Source organism: Enterobacter sp. SES19, from assembly GCF_011765665.1.
In the GTDB taxonomy this organism is placed as follows: Bacteria; Pseudomonadota; Gammaproteobacteria; order Enterobacterales; family Enterobacteriaceae; genus Enterobacter; species Enterobacter pseudoroggenkampii.
This window is the reverse complement of record NZ_CP050320.1, coordinates 1,782,313-1,795,384: the sequence shown is the minus strand read 5'-3', so window position 1 is coordinate 1,795,384 and position 13,072 is coordinate 1,782,313. Positions and strand designations below refer to the sequence as shown.

At 51.6% G+C, this 13,072-nt stretch carries 15 protein-coding genes; 5 read left to right on the top strand and 10 right to left on the bottom strand.

The window, feature by feature from the left end:
* Positions 1 to 67: 67 nt before the first annotated feature.
* Complete coding sequence (mdoH, locus tag GXP72_RS08480) at positions 68 to 2,596, bottom strand: glucans biosynthesis glucosyltransferase MdoH (protein ID WP_048991549.1); 2,529 nt, start codon at positions 2,594 to 2,596, stop codon at positions 68 to 70.
* On the bottom strand, positions 2,589 to 4,142 hold the full coding sequence (gene mdoG, locus GXP72_RS08475) for a glucans biosynthesis protein MdoG (protein WP_021240787.1): 1,554 nt from the start codon (positions 4,140 to 4,142) through the stop codon (positions 2,589 to 2,591). The genes mdoH and mdoG overlap by 8 nt, the downstream gene beginning before the upstream one ends.
* A 254-nt stretch (positions 4,143 to 4,396) precedes the next feature.
* Here mdoG and mdoC point away from each other — a divergent pair, with 254 nt between their 5' ends.
* Positions 4,397 to 5,536: a glucans biosynthesis protein MdoC gene (gene mdoC / locus GXP72_RS08470; RefSeq protein ID WP_024908993.1), complete on the top strand. Its 1,140-nt coding sequence runs from the start codon at positions 4,397 to 4,399 to the stop codon at positions 5,534 to 5,536.
* Between the two features lie 33 nt (positions 5,537 to 5,569).
* Here the strand turns inward: mdoC and ymdB are convergent, their stop codons facing one another.
* The 5 genes from ymdB to csgB form a co-directional block, all read right to left on the bottom strand.
* Entirely contained in the window at positions 5,570 to 6,112 is a 543-nt protein-coding gene (gene ymdB, locus GXP72_RS08465; protein ID WP_024908992.1) for an O-acetyl-ADP-ribose deacetylase, read from the bottom strand.
* 106 nt (positions 6,113 to 6,218) lie between these two features.
* Complete coding sequence (locus GXP72_RS08460) at positions 6,219 to 6,539, bottom strand: type 1 fimbrial protein (protein ID WP_048991547.1); 321 nt, start codon at positions 6,537 to 6,539, stop codon at positions 6,219 to 6,221.
* A gap of 164 nt (positions 6,540 to 6,703) precedes the next feature.
* The gene (csgC, locus tag GXP72_RS08455) at positions 6,704 to 7,036 is read right to left on the bottom strand and encodes a curli assembly chaperone CsgC (protein WP_208763752.1); all 333 of its coding nucleotides are present in this window, start codon (positions 7,034 to 7,036) and stop codon (positions 6,704 to 6,706) included.
* Positions 7,037 to 7,097: 61 nt separating this feature from the next.
* On the bottom strand, positions 7,098 to 7,550 hold the full coding sequence (gene csgA / locus GXP72_RS08450; RefSeq protein WP_048991545.1) for a curli major subunit CsgA: 453 nt from the start codon (positions 7,548 to 7,550) through the stop codon (positions 7,098 to 7,100).
* Positions 7,551 to 7,591: 41 nt separating this feature from the next.
* Complete coding sequence (gene csgB / locus GXP72_RS08445) at positions 7,592 to 8,047, bottom strand: curli minor subunit CsgB (protein ID WP_090417385.1); 456 nt, start codon at positions 8,045 to 8,047, stop codon at positions 7,592 to 7,594.
* Between the two features lie 742 nt (positions 8,048 to 8,789).
* Here csgB and csgD point away from each other — a divergent pair.
* From csgD to csgG, 4 genes are read left to right on the top strand one after another with little or no spacing between them, the layout of a single operon-like run.
* Positions 8,790 to 9,440: a biofilm master transcriptional regulator CsgD gene (gene csgD, locus GXP72_RS08440; protein ID WP_090417387.1), complete on the top strand. Its 651-nt coding sequence runs from the start codon at positions 8,790 to 8,792 to the stop codon at positions 9,438 to 9,440.
* A 4-nt stretch (positions 9,441 to 9,444) separates the two neighbouring features.
* The gene (gene csgE, locus GXP72_RS08435; protein WP_048991542.1) at positions 9,445 to 9,834 is read left to right on the top strand and encodes a curli production assembly/transport protein CsgE; all 390 of its coding nucleotides are present in this window, start codon (positions 9,445 to 9,447) and stop codon (positions 9,832 to 9,834) included.
* Between the two features lie 23 nt (positions 9,835 to 9,857).
* Positions 9,858 to 10,271: a curli production assembly/transport protein CsgF gene (gene csgF, locus GXP72_RS08430; RefSeq protein ID WP_023311106.1), complete on the top strand. Its 414-nt coding sequence runs from the start codon at positions 9,858 to 9,860 to the stop codon at positions 10,269 to 10,271.
* Positions 10,272 to 10,297: 26 nt separating this feature from the next.
* A complete protein-coding gene (csgG, locus tag GXP72_RS08425; RefSeq protein WP_024908984.1) occupies positions 10,298 to 11,131 on the top strand; it encodes a curli production assembly/transport protein CsgG in 834 nt (277 codons plus the stop codon).
* 43 nt (positions 11,132 to 11,174) lie between these two features.
* On the opposite strand, the gene GXP72_RS08420 is transcribed toward csgG, so the two are convergent.
* The 3 genes from GXP72_RS08420 to GXP72_RS08410 form a co-directional block, all read right to left on the bottom strand.
* Entirely contained in the window at positions 11,175 to 11,657 is a 483-nt protein-coding gene (locus tag GXP72_RS08420) for a DUF1097 domain-containing protein (RefSeq protein WP_208763751.1), read from the bottom strand.
* A 96-nt stretch (positions 11,658 to 11,753) separates the two neighbouring features.
* The gene (locus GXP72_RS08415; RefSeq protein WP_029740002.1) at positions 11,754 to 12,308 is read right to left on the bottom strand and encodes a molecular chaperone; all 555 of its coding nucleotides are present in this window, start codon (positions 12,306 to 12,308) and stop codon (positions 11,754 to 11,756) included.
* A 21-nt stretch (positions 12,309 to 12,329) separates the two neighbouring features.
* Positions 12,330 to 13,067 (bottom strand): phosphatase, encoded by a 738-nt coding sequence (locus GXP72_RS08410; RefSeq protein WP_090417389.1) that lies wholly within the window; start codon positions 13,065 to 13,067, stop codon positions 12,330 to 12,332.
* Between the last annotated feature and the right edge of the window lie 5 nt (positions 13,068 to 13,072).

The window sequence follows — 13,072 nt, the reverse complement described above, 5'->3', positions numbered from 1 at the left end:
AATACCGGCCTCGCAGCCGGTATTTTATCTGGCGGGTAGCGCTTCGCTACCCGCCCTGCTTAACGACTTACTTCGCCTTCAGTGCAAGCGGATTCAGCTTCACGCCCTTATAGTAGTTCACCCACGAAGAGTATTTCTCCGGAGCGGACCACACGCGGTAGTGAAGACGCGCCATGGTCACCGGGTCGCTCAACAGCACCAGTCGACGGTCGCGGTTGAGTTTTTCCGGGGTCTCGTTAAGCGCCTGCTCAACGTGACGATCGCGGGCAATCTCCAGCACCTGGCTGGCACGGTGACGCGCAGTGGCCATCGCCGTTGCCAGGGCGTTGAATGACGGGTTAAACACGGCGTGCATAAAGCCGTCATCCAGCGTGCGATTGCGGTTCTGCTCGAGATAACGATCGGTATCCACCAGCACCTGCGGCGGGGAATACTCTTCCGGGATCAGGAACAGTTTCCAGCGTTTGGTCCGCAGCCCCACCGTTGAACGGCTGGAGATCACGGAGACAAACGGCGACAGGATCAGCGAGAAGACAATCGGCGCCAGCCAGAACAGAAAGCGCAGATCCAGCCAGGCCATTCCGGCCGCCCACACCAGACCCAGCAGCAGCTGAGAACCGTGGCGCATAAAGGCTTCGCTCCACGGCGTGGAGTCGTCATCACGCTGCGGTGAGTTCCAGACCACTTCCCAGCCCAGGAACGCACTGACCACAAATACGGTGTGGAACAGCATACGCACCGGTGCCAGCAGCACGGAGAACAGCACTTCCAGCAGCAGTGAAAGGGTCACGCGGAAGAAACCGCCGTACTCTTTCGAGCCTTTGCACCAGATCAGGATGATACTGAGCAGCTTAGGCAGGAACAGTAGCACCATGGTGGAGGCAAACAGCGCAATCGCCAGCTCCGGACGCCACTGCGGCCACACCGGGAACAGCTGCCGCGGTTGCAGGAAGTATTGCGGCTCCGTCAAGGCATGGACCACCTGCAGCGCAGTGGAGAGCGCAAGGAACATAAACCACAGCGGTGCGGAGAGATAAGACATCACGCCCGTCAGGAACACCGCACGGTGAACCGGGTGCATCCCTTTAACAAGGAACAGACGGAAGTTCATCAGGTTACCGTGACACCAGCGGCGGTCACGCTTGAGCTCGTCCAGCAGGTTCGGCGGCAGCTCTTCGTACGATCCCGGCAGGTCGTAGGCAATCCAGACGCCCCAGCCAGCACGACGCATTAGCGCTGCTTCCACGAAGTCATGCGACAGAATAGAGCCTGCAAATGACCCCTCACCCGGCAACGGCGCCAGCGCACAGTGCTCAATGAACGGCTTCACGCGGATGATGGCGTTGTGACCCCAGTAGTGCGACTCACCCAGTTGCCAGAAGTGCAGACCCGCGGTGAACAGCGGCCCGTAGACACGGGTGGCGAACTGCTGGCAGCGCGCATAAAGGGTGTCCATGCCGGACGCTTTTGGCGAGGACTGAATGATACCCGCGTTAGGGTTGGCTTCCATCAGACGCACCAGACCGCTCAGGCAGTCACCGCTCATGACGGAGTCCGCATCCAGCACGACCATATAGCTGTACTGATTACCCCAGCGACGGCAGAAGTCATCGATGTTACCGCTTTTACGCTTCACACGACGGCGGCGACGGCGGTAGAAGATCTGCCCTTCGCCCTGCACTTCTGCAATCAGCTCCATCCACGCTTTTTGTTCTGCAACGCAGATATCCGGGTTGTAGCTGTCGCTCAGGATGTAAACGTCAAAATGCTCCGCGTTACCGGTCGCCTTTACGGACTCCCAGGTCGCACGCAGGCCCGCAAATACGCGGTCAACGTCTTCGTTACAGATAGGCATAATCAGCGCGGTACGGTGCTCGGGATTGAGGGGTTCATCCCCGACCGTTGACGCCGAAATGCTGTATTTGTCACGCCCCATCAGCAGCTGCAGGAAGCCCATCAGCGCGGTCCAGAAACCGGCCGAGACCCAGCAGAAGAGAACCGCGAACAGCAGAAGGATGCCGCTCTGCAGAATATACGGCAGCAGCTGCATGAAGGAGACCCAGAGATCCTGGCCCATCATGTCCGTCGGGTTGATGAACGCCCAGCCCTGATAAGGCAGGATGGTTTTCATGTACCAGGTCGCGACGACCGTCTGCGCCAGCGTAAGAAGCAGCAGGATATAGCGACGGATGGTCCCCACGGTACGCCATTTCTGTTCGGACGCCTGCTCTTCTTTTGTCAGGCGCGACAGATAGCGCGGCGTCACATCACGCCCGCGCAGGCGATCCCAGAAGCGGCCCACCGGGTTGGTGCGCCATGGATCGGGGAACATTGAGGAACGCGTGGCCTTCGGCATCGCCTGAAGCTGATCGCGTCCTTCATCGTCTTTAATCAACTGCCCTTCCGCCAGCGAGTCCGGCCAGGCCTGCTCCAGACGCGCCTTGACTGACCCGAGCGGCGTATCATCATCACGGGAAAACTGACGATGTTCACCATCCAGCGCGGTGTGAACCGCGCGGATGTCGCTCTTAGGCAGTGCCGCTTTTTCGATATCCGTCAGCGGCATGGCATCAATATATTCAGATGTATTATTCATTGGCAGGTAGCTGATAGCTCCAGGTTTCACTCAGCGGCTGATCGTTACTGACCAGCGCAGCACGCATTTCAGTGGTCTGTTTCGGATCTTTCACTTTCACGCGCAGGGTCAGACGCCAGCCTTTGGTTACCGGGTTGTAACGCACGGTATTCTCAACGATTTCACCGTTATCACCGATGCTGGCCTGAGCGGCAACGGCGGTGTCCGGCGACAGTTTCTTCATATCCTGGCCGGTGAAGTCCACGACAAACGCCACGGTCCCGTCAGGCTGACGGATAAGATTAGACTGCTTCACATCACCCGTTGAGCGGCGAGTCTGCATCACATACGCGTTATCCGGCGCATGCAGCTTATCTTCGTCGCGGCTGAAGGTAATGGTGTACTTGAAGTTCATCTCTTTACCGGCTTCCGGCAGCTGATCCGGTGTCCAGTAAGCGACGATGTTATCGTTGGTTTCATCGTTGGTTGGAATTTCTACCAGCTCGACTTTACCTTTACCCCAGTCACCGTTTGGCGTGACCCAGGCGCTTGGACGCTGGTCATAACGATCGTCCAAATCTTCAAAGCGGGAGAACTGACGACCACGCTGTAGCAGGCCGAAACCTTGCGGGTTTTCCATTGCGAAGCTGCTCACCGCCAGATGTTTCGGGTTATTCAGCGGACGCCAGATCCACTCACCGTTACCGGCATGAATAGACAGACCGTTGGAGTCATGCAGTTCCGGGCGGAAGTTGGTTGCCGGAGACGGCTGGTTCGGCCCAAACAGGAACATGCTGGTCAGTGGCGCAACGCCCAGTTTGCCTACTTTGTCACGCAGGTAAACCTTGGACTGTACGTCAACCACCGTGTCACGACCCGGCATAATCACAAAGCGATAGGCGCCGGTTGCACGCGGGGAATCCAGCAGCGCATAAATGGTCAGACGTTTGTCAGTTGGTTTTGGACGCTCAATCCAGAACTCACGGAAACGTGGGAACTCTTCACCTGATGGCAGCGCGGTATCAATAGCCAGACCACGCGCAGAAAGCCCGTATACCTGCCCCGCGCCAATGACGCGGAAATAGCTGGCACCCAGCATGCTGACGATTTCGTCGTTTTTATCTTTGCTGTTGATCGGGTAAAGCACCTTGAAGCCTGCGAAGCCCAGGTCTTTCACCGTATCTTTATCGTGTTGCACATTGCCAAAATTGAAATAATCCGGGCTGTACTTAATCTTACGAACCGCTGTCGCCGTCACTTCATTGATGGCAACAGGCGTGTCGAAGTACATACCCTGATGATAAAATTCAAGCTTGAACGGGGTTTTGATATTGCTCCAGTACGCTTTATCGTGATTGAACTGGATCTGCTGATAGTCCGCATACTTCATGTCGCGGAAAACGGAGGGCAAGTTACTTTTCGGCGCTTCGTAGCTCTTGCCTGCCATCGATTTTGCCTGTTTTGCGACATCGTCGATGTTAAAGGCCAGTGCCGATGAGGTATACAGTGACAACACCACTGCAGCACCCAACCAACGCATTTTCATCATCTGTGGTTTATGTTTCATAATAAGTAAGCACTTCCCCCTTTGTGTGCTTATATCGATCCGATCCATTTTAATGGAAACTCAGGCAATCCGACAACATTATCACTGCTTTGTTCAGCTGCTGGCTCAGGGATTAAGCAAATGAAAGAACCCGCTATTCACTTTGCGTGCTTATCCTGGAGACAGGGTGTCGGTCTTGGTGTAGGGTTGCCTTCGAATGTAACCATTATGAGTCTTAGGGATAAGACGAAAAGTCTGAGAATGCACAACGTTATATGAGCACAACACCAACAGAACGTGAATATTTCCTCGACTCGATCCGGGCATGGCTGATGCTATTGGGGATCCCCTTTCACATTTCACTGATTTACTCCAGCCACACCTGGCACGTGAATAGCCAGATGCCCTCCTGGTGGCTGACGCTGTTTAATGACTTTATTCACGCCTTCCGTATGCAGGTGTTTTTCGTCATATCCGGCTATTTCTCTTACATGCTGTTTCTGCGATACCCGCTCAAGCGCTGGTGGAAAGTGCGCGTAGAGCGCGTGGGGATCCCCATGCTGACCGCCATTCCGCTGCTGACGCTGCCCCAGTTCATTATGTTGCAGTACGTGAAGGGTAAAGCGGAGAACTGGCCGAATCTGACGCTGTATGAAAAGTACAATACGCTGGTCTGGGAGCTGGTATCTCACCTGTGGTTCCTGCTGGTCCTGGTGGTGCTCACCACGGTGAGTCTGTTGATTTTCAGCCGCCTGCGCCACCATCTAAGTACGAAAGCCGACGTCTTTTTCGCCAACGTTACGATGGGCAAACTGTCAGTGCTCTTCTTGCTGTTGGGGATTGCCTATGCCGCCGTGCGACGGACCCTGCTTATCGTCTACCCGCCGATTTTGAGCGACGGGTTATTTAATTTTGTGGTGATGCAGTCGCTGTTCTACATTCCGTTCTTTTTAATCGGCGCGCTGGCGTTTATTCATCCGAAGCTTAAATCGCTGTTTGTCACCCCGTCACCGTGGTGCGCACTGGGAGCCACTCTCGCGTTCGCGGCCTATCTGCTGAATCAGCGCTACGGGAGCGGCGACGCCTGGATGTATGAAACGGAAAGCGTGATCACGATGCTGTTGGGCCTGTGGATGGTGAACGTAGTATTCGCGCTGGGCCACCGTTTGCTGAACTTTAAGTCTCACCGCGTGACCTACTTCGTTAATGCTTCGCTGTTTATCTATCTGGTGCATCACCCGTTGACGCTTTTCTTCGGGGCTTACATCACACCGCACATCGCCTCCAACACGCTGGGCTTCTTTACCGGGCTGGTGTTCGTTGTGGGGGTGGCGATCGTACTCTACGAAATCCATCTGCGGATCCCGCTGCTGCGTTTCCTCTTTTCAGGAAAACCGCAGGCGAAAGCCTCTTAGAACACGCGGCGCACCGGATGCGCCGCGTTTGCTTCAGCTTTCCAGCTCTTGTCTGCGCTGAGTTAGCAGCCGCTGATAAAGATGCGTGGTATCGTCGTCGAAACAGACAAAAATCACCTTCTCCGGCAGCGGTTTTAACGACAGGTAGCGGTAAACGGTTTCTACGGCGATCGTTGCGGCGGCGGCCTTAGGGTAACCATACACGCCGGTGCTGATGGCCGGGAACGCCATCGTTTTATAGCCGTTGTCGGCGGCCAGCCGCAGACAGTTCCGGTAAGCCTCTTCCAGAATACTCGCTTCGTGCTGGTCCCCGCCATGCCAGACGGGCCCTACGGCATGAATAACCGCTCTGGCAGGCAGATTGCCCGCAAGCGTAATCACCGCGTGACCGGGAGGACATTCGCCCTGCTGTTGCCGCACGGTTTTACAGGCTTCCAGCAGCTGCGGTCCGGCAGCCCGGTGGATAGCCCCGTCCACGCCGCCTCCCCCCATCAGGGAGGGATTGGCCGCATTGACGATAACGTCGACGTGCATGGTCGTAATATCGCCATGAATAATGTCAATTTGCGGTTTCATAAAGCCCCTCTGCAACCCGCCTTTTTCTTAAGTGTATCGCAGAGGAGACCGGGAGAAAAAACTATCAGATAAAATCCTCTTCCACCGCTGGGCGGAAGAGTGCGCATTAGCGATACTGGATTTCGACAACCGCGAGCGTTTTTTCAGGATTTAGGTATTTCATATTGAGCGTCGCCAGGTTTGAGTCGCTCACTTTCCCGTTAAGCGCCTCTTCATAGCTCACCATACGCGTTTGCATACGGTTATTATCTGGACATGACATTGCAAACTGTTGCTTCTGGGGAGTGACTTCACAGGGGTCTGCAACAATGGCACCGCGAAAATGAATGACACCACCGTCAACAACTGTGGCCGAATAAGCCGGGATACTCAAAGCAGAAACGACCAGACCCAGACCTGCCGCGAGTCGAGCAAAATAGTTGTTCATTATAGGTACTCCTCAATGAAAATCGTCCATGAGGGGTAAACGCGCTTCATTTATTACGGCAAACGAAGTCTCACGTTAAGGAACATGACGACCAGGTCCCTGATATCAGCATAGCTCAACGGCGCAGACCCGCCACATTCGCAACACATTGATTTCATGAATATTTAGATCGGACTTCCCGCCGGTGACCACTGTTGTGATAAATGAAGCGATTTTCCATCTGAAACGGTGACCACGATTTTTACCGTGTCTCCTGCGTTAATATTTAAACTCAGGCGCATTAAATCAATCGTCTGATTAGCGGGTATAAAAAGGGTATTTTGCTGTCGGGACGAACTTTGTCCCCCCTGCCCTTCCCGAACAGAAACAATTTGAACCTGACAATCACACGATTGCGCCAGAGTGACCTGCGGAATAATGGTGGTCATGTTTTCCTGCTGCGACGTTTTGAAGGTTATCTGGCTGGAAAGCGCGGCGAGTAGAATTAAGGTATTCATGATGAACTCCCGAAAAAAAACAGGGCTGATGCCCTGTTTTTTTGTAGCACAGATTTCAGTATCAGTACTGATGAGCTGTCGCGTGGTTACCAAAACCGATCTGGGTAACGTTAACAGTTGAGTTGGACGCAGTCTGGTCTACGAGTGCACCGTTAAAGCCGCCGGTCTGGCTAACATTCATGACGGATTTTTTACTGTTCCACTGATCAAGTGTCGCACTGTTGCCAAATCCTTTCTGGGTCAGGTTGATTTTACTGTCATCAGAACCCTGACCAACGTCAGCACCGTTACCGCCACCTTTCTGGGTAATATTCAGCACGGAATTTCTGGCGTCTGTCTGCAGAGCAACCGCGGAGTTACCGCCACCGTCCTGATAAATATTCAGGGTTGAATTAGGGCCACTGTATCCACCGTGACCATGTCCATGACCCCAACCGCCCTGATTAATAGAACCCGCCATAGCACTACCAGAAACTACGATTGCTGCAAGTGCTGCCACTTTGATAAATTTCATGGTAAACCCCCATCGGATTGATTAAAGTCGTCGCGAAAGCGCTAATGTTGAATAACGTTAATAGCCATTTGCGACTGTTTCTGCACTACAACTGCGGTTTTCTGCGTACCGTACTGCGTAATATTTGCTCTATTACCCGACCCTTTCTGGATAATTTTCGCGCTATTACCGTATCCATCTTGCGTAATACCTGCATCATTCGCGTTACCGCTCTGATCGATCCAGGCTAAATTGTAACTCCCTGATTGATCAACCCTCGCTCTGTTGCCTGCCCCATCCTGGGAAACAATGGATAAGAGTCTTGAACCGTCCTGGCGAACCTCAGCGTTATTGAAAACGCCCCGTTGACCAATAATGGCTGCCTGATTTAGTGATGAAAGACTTAATTCGTTAACCGCAAAATTATATTCAGAATTTGCCAAATCTGAATTCGCTGCGGTTACAAATCCAGGCGCACCCAGTAATGTAAACATCATAATTAACGATGTGTTTTTCATGTTGTCACCCTGGACCTGGCTATTTAATCACTCCATGTTTAAACGACTCGTATTGTGTTAACGCGTCGTTACGGTGAAGAGTATGTCCGCTGAAACATTTTAAATATCTCACCCGCGTGGCTTATTTTTATTTATCGGGTCACCACAAAGTCGTAATTTACATCAAAAATCACTTTAATCAGGCCAGCTTATATTTTTTATTAAAGGTGTGTTGCGAAAGGGTGTACAACGAGACGAAGGCTGTCCACGCTTCCTCCCGGGTTGTTTAAACGTAACGGCAGGAGAACATTTTTCTCATCGCGTGACACGTAGCTTCTTTTCTTAAGCCAGACAGTCACTCATTCGCGGGCTTAGAAATAATCTGAAACTCATACTTAATTAATGCTTTATAAAAATAGCAAATAACATTAAAAATCAAATAATTAAAAATATTTGTATGATTTTTAAAATCTGTGCACATCTATTTCTGTGTACAACTTTCTCATCAATTATTGCCATTCCAAACATCCTAATTTCACAAATTAATATTGATTTTTACATCCTGTTACATGTTTAACACTTGCTTTAAACTTCGTAAAAGCTAGATTGAAATTAGATGTACGAAATTGGTTTTATATTTACCTCCCTGTGGAGGTTATGGTCTGATTCTACACACAGCAGTGCAACATCTGTCAGTACTTCTGGTGTCCTCTTTTAAACAGGAGGACAGCTGTCAGGTGCCAAAATAAAGTGGGGTTTCATCATGTATAATGAAGTCCATAGTTTACATGGTCATACATTACTGTTGATCACAAAACCTTCTTTGCAAGCGACAGCATTATTACAACATTTAAAGCAATCTTTATCACTGAACGGGAAATTGCATAATATTCAACGTTCTTTTGATGATATTGCACCTGGCAGCATCATTCTTTTCGATATGATGGAAGCTGATAAAAAGCTTATCCATTACTGGCAGGATATTTTAAGCAGGAAAAACAATAATATCCGCGTGCTATTGTTGAATACGCCTGATGAATATCCTTTCAGAGATATTGAAAGCTGGCCGCATATCAATGGCGTGTTCTACGTCACGGAAGAAGAAGACCGGGTGGTAGAAGGGCTGCAAGGTATATTGCGCGGAGAGTGTTATTTTTCGCAAAAGCTTGCCAGCTATCTCATCACGCACTCCGGAAATTATCGCTATAACAGCACAGAGTCAGCACTGCTCACGCACCGTGAGAAAGAGATCCTGAATAAGTTACGCATTGGTGCTTCAAATATTGAAATCGCCCGTTCGTTATTTATCAGCGAAAATACGGTAAAGACGCACCTTTATAATCTTTTCAAGAAGATAGCTGTGAAAAACCGAACTCAGGCGGTTTCGTGGGCAAACGATAACCTCAGGCGTTAATCACATGAAGCGCACGTTGAGTTGGATCGCCGCAGCGAGTTTCCTGCTCGCTGCTGGGAATCTGAAGGCCGTCGAGGTCGAAGTTCCCGGATTGTTAACAGACCACACTGTCTCATCGGTCGGGCACAGTTTTTACCGTGCCTTCAGCGACAAATGGGACAGTACCTACACGGGTAATATAACAATCAACGAGCGGCCCAGTGCACGATGGGGAAGTTGGATAACAATAACGGCTAATCAGTACGTTATTTATCAAACGTTTTTATTCCCGACCAAAATAGACTTCGATAAAAACGTAGTCTTAGCACTGGCACAATCAGAAGACGCTATTAATCGCCTGCAAATAGATAAAGCCCTATTAAGCACCAGCGATTTAGCAAAAGACGAGTTCTAGCGAACCGATATGCGGAGGCTGTCATGCGTATTGCATATGCAGTTGTTTCGATAATGCTGATCACACCCATCAGCTGGGCCGGAAACATGACGTTTCAGTTCCGTAACCCTAACTTTGGCGGTAACCCTAACAACGGTGCGTTCCTGCTGAATGAAGCTCAGGCGCAAAACTCCTATAAGGACCCAAGCTTAAAGGATTTTAGCATTGATACCCCATCCGCCCTGGACAACTTCACGCAGGCTATCCAGTCGCAGATTTTAGGCGGGTTATTGACCAACATTAATACCGGTAAACCCGGCCGAATGGTGACCAACGATTTTATCGTTGATATCGCCAACACGGACGGACAGCTTCAGCTGAACGTGACCGATCGTAAAACCGGAAGGATCTCCACCATTCAGGTTTCCGGTCTTCAAAGTAATTCAACTGACTTTTAAACAATAGCTAAATAAGGACAACGATCATGCAGCGCTTCCTGATATTTGTTGCAGTGTGCTTATTGAGCGGTTGTTTAACTGCTCCACCTAAAGAAGCTGCAAAACCAACATTAATGCCTCGGGCCCAGAGTTATCGTGATTTAACGCATTTACCTGCTCCAACGGGGAAAATATTTGTCTCCGTATACAATATTCAGGATGAAACCGGGCAATTCAAACCTTACCCGGCAAGTAACTTCTCCACGGCAGTGCCGCAGAGCGCCACCGCGATGCTGGTTACCGCGCTCAAGGATTCGCACTGGTTTATTCCGCTGGAACGTCAGGGTCTTCAGAACCTGTTGAATGAACGAAAAATCATTCGTGCCGCACAGGAAAATGGTACCGTCGCGGCCAATAACCGCACGCCTCTGGAATCTCTGGCGGCAGCGAACGTAATGATTGAAGGATCGATTATTGGTTACGAAAGTAACGTTAAATCGGGTGGTGCGGGCGCGCGGTACTTTGGTATCGGTGCGGATACCCAGTACCAGCTTGACCAGATCGCCGTTAACCTGCGTGTGGTTAACGTCAGTACAGGCGAAGTGCTCTCTTCGGTGAACACCAGCAAAACCATTCTGTCTTATGAAGTTCAGGCAGGTGTATTCCGCTTCATCGATTACCAGCGTTTGCTGGAAGGTGAAATTGGCTACACCTCTAACGAGCCGGTCATGATGTGTCTGATGTCGGCCATTGAAACCGGCGTGATCTACTTAATTAACGACGGTATCGACCGCGGGCTGTGGGATCTGCAAAACAAAGCAGACGTGCAGAACCCGATACTGGTGAAATACCGCGATATGTCAGTCCCTCCGGAATCCTGACAGGAAGCGCATAAAAAAGGCGAGATGATCATCTCGCCTTTTTTTATTCGCTCACTGCCGTGATGTTTTGCGCTTTTTCCCGCCGCGATGCCAGCCACAGACCGCTGTTTTTCATGGCATAGCCAAACAGCAGCCCCAGCGCCAGTGAGGGGACCACCAGCTTCCAGTCACCCTGTCCTGCAAAGGTCGCGCACGCCCCCATAAAGGTTCCCGGCACAAATGAAAGCAGCAGATGCTTAGCCTGGATGCACATTAAAAAGGCGACGACACCCGTCATGACGTATCCCAGAATTTCCAGATGCGGCGCCAGCGCGCTGCCTTTCATGATCACCAGCGCCCAGATAACGCCGCTCATCAGCGTGCAGCCTGAGATAAAGAACCCTTTGACTCCCCCCTGCGGACAGGCGAAATAGGCGGTACAGCCGAGGAATCCGGCCCAGCTGAGCAATCCGAGAGACACGGCTACCCATCCCCAGAGCCCGGAGAGAATACCTGTCGTTATTGCGATACAAAGTAATATGTTCATGGCGCGCATCTTAGCAGAAGCGCACCATAGAAATGCGATCATCAGCACATTACATGCAAAATGAACTGATGAGTTGCAGAATTTATGTGACTTACATCACTCTTCGTTCTCTTCTTCCAGCTCATCCCACATTGCCGCGATAGCGTCGCGGGTCAGCGGCGCCAGCGTTCTCCAGAATGGCGAGGTGGCATGCGCTTCAACTTTACCCAGGAACGTCCCGACCCACGGCAGCAGGTACGTTTCGAACAAGGTTTCAATGGCTTCGTTCTCATCATCACCGGCGTTATCTTCAATCCAGGACGCTGCCAGCAGCAGCGTACCGATATGATCGGCTGGCGTATCGCTCAGCGGCATACCGCGAGTGGAGAGGAAAGCACGGACTTCCGCTTCCGTCGCCCCTTCCTGCCAGGCAGAACGGTATGGCGAAACGCGGCACTCATCGCCGACAAACAGCGCATTGTAGTCGGTCGCAATCTGCTGCATGTCGCAGCTTTTTTGCAGACGTTCCAGTAAATCATCCTGTTCCAGCGGCCAGTTCTGCGCCAGTTTACCTTCACGAATTAACGTAAAAAGTGGCACCAGCAGCGGGTCTTGCGGCTGGCGATAATAGAGCGTACCCAGCACGCGGCAGAGGATGGAAAACTCGTTCATTTTTTTTATTCCATTACACAATTAAAGATCGGCAAATTCGGCAATCGGTTCCATTCCGCGCGACTCGAGGAAATCGAGCATGCGGCGTGGGGTCACGTTCAGGATTTGCGCTTCCGGGAAGTTAACATCATTCAGCACTTTCAGGCACTCGCTGAAATCACCCAGCGTAAACGCGGTATGAGAGTCTGAGCCCAACGCCACCATGCCACCCGCTTCACGCACGGCGGCCGCCACGGCGCGACAGTTGTCTTCGCTGCCCTTACGCGAGTGAACAAAGGAGGAGTTATTAATCTCCAGCGCCACGCGGTGTTTTGCTGCCGCCTGCGCGACAGCCTGAATATCAATCGGGTACTTCGGGTTACCGGGGTGGCTGATAATGTGCACATTGCCGCTGGCGATAGTGGCAATCATCGCCGCGGTGTTGGTCTCTTTATCCTGAGGCGGGAAAACCGGCTCATGAAAACCGGCGAGGATAAGGTCCAGAGACGTCAGCATCGGGCCGGTGCAGTCGATCTCACCGTCGATATTTTTGATGTTCGCCTCAATGCCGCGCAGTATCCCAATGCCGTCCACCAGACGTGGCCAGATCCGCATATTCACAAAGTGCCAGTAGTGCGGCGCATCCGCCATGTCCGGGCCATGATCGGTGATCGCGAACAGCTTAATACCTTTAAGCTTCGCCTGAGCGATATAATCATGGAGGTTGCTATACGCGTGGGTACTGGCGACGGTGTGCATATGCAGGTCAACGGGATACATCTCTT

Coding starts and splice junctions, on each gene's coding strand:
- mdoH (WP_048991549.1), bottom strand. CDS start 2,596: ATGAATAATACATCTGAATATATTGATGCCATGCCGCTGACGGATATC.
- GXP72_RS08460 (WP_048991547.1), bottom strand. CDS start 6,539: ATGAACAACTATTTTGCTCGACTCGCGGCAGGTCTGGGTCTGGTCGTT.
- csgF (WP_023311106.1), top strand. CDS start 9,858: ATGCGTATTGCATATGCAGTTGTTTCGATAATGCTGATCACACCCATC.
- csgB (WP_090417385.1), bottom strand. CDS start 8,047: ATGAAAAACACATCGTTAATTATGATGTTTACATTACTGGGTGCGCCT.
- csgE (WP_048991542.1), top strand. CDS start 9,445: ATGAAGCGCACGTTGAGTTGGATCGCCGCAGCGAGTTTCCTGCTCGCT.
- mdoC (WP_024908993.1), top strand. CDS start 4,397: ATGAGCACAACACCAACAGAACGTGAATATTTCCTCGACTCGATCCGG.
- ymdB (WP_024908992.1), bottom strand. CDS start 6,112: ATGAAACCGCAAATTGACATTATTCATGGCGATATTACGACCATGCAC.
- mdoG (WP_021240787.1), bottom strand. CDS start 4,142: ATGAAACATAAACCACAGATGATGAAAATGCGTTGGTTGGGTGCTGCA.
- GXP72_RS08415 (WP_029740002.1), bottom strand. CDS start 12,308: ATGAACGAGTTTTCCATCCTCTGCCGCGTGCTGGGTACGCTCTATTAT.
- GXP72_RS08420 (WP_208763751.1), bottom strand. CDS start 11,657: ATGAACATATTACTTTGTATCGCAATAACGACAGGTATTCTCTCCGGG.
- GXP72_RS08410 (WP_090417389.1), bottom strand. CDS start 13,067: ATGTATCCCGTTGACCTGCATATGCACACCGTCGCCAGTACCCACGCG.
- csgC (WP_208763752.1), bottom strand. CDS start 7,036: ATGAATACCTTAATTCTACTCGCCGCGCTTTCCAGCCAGATAACCTTC.
- csgA (WP_048991545.1), bottom strand. CDS start 7,550: ATGAAATTTATCAAAGTGGCAGCACTTGCAGCAATCGTAGTTTCTGGT.
- csgG (WP_024908984.1), top strand. CDS start 10,298: ATGCAGCGCTTCCTGATATTTGTTGCAGTGTGCTTATTGAGCGGTTGT.
- csgD (WP_090417387.1), top strand. CDS start 8,790: ATGTATAATGAAGTCCATAGTTTACATGGTCATACATTACTGTTGATC.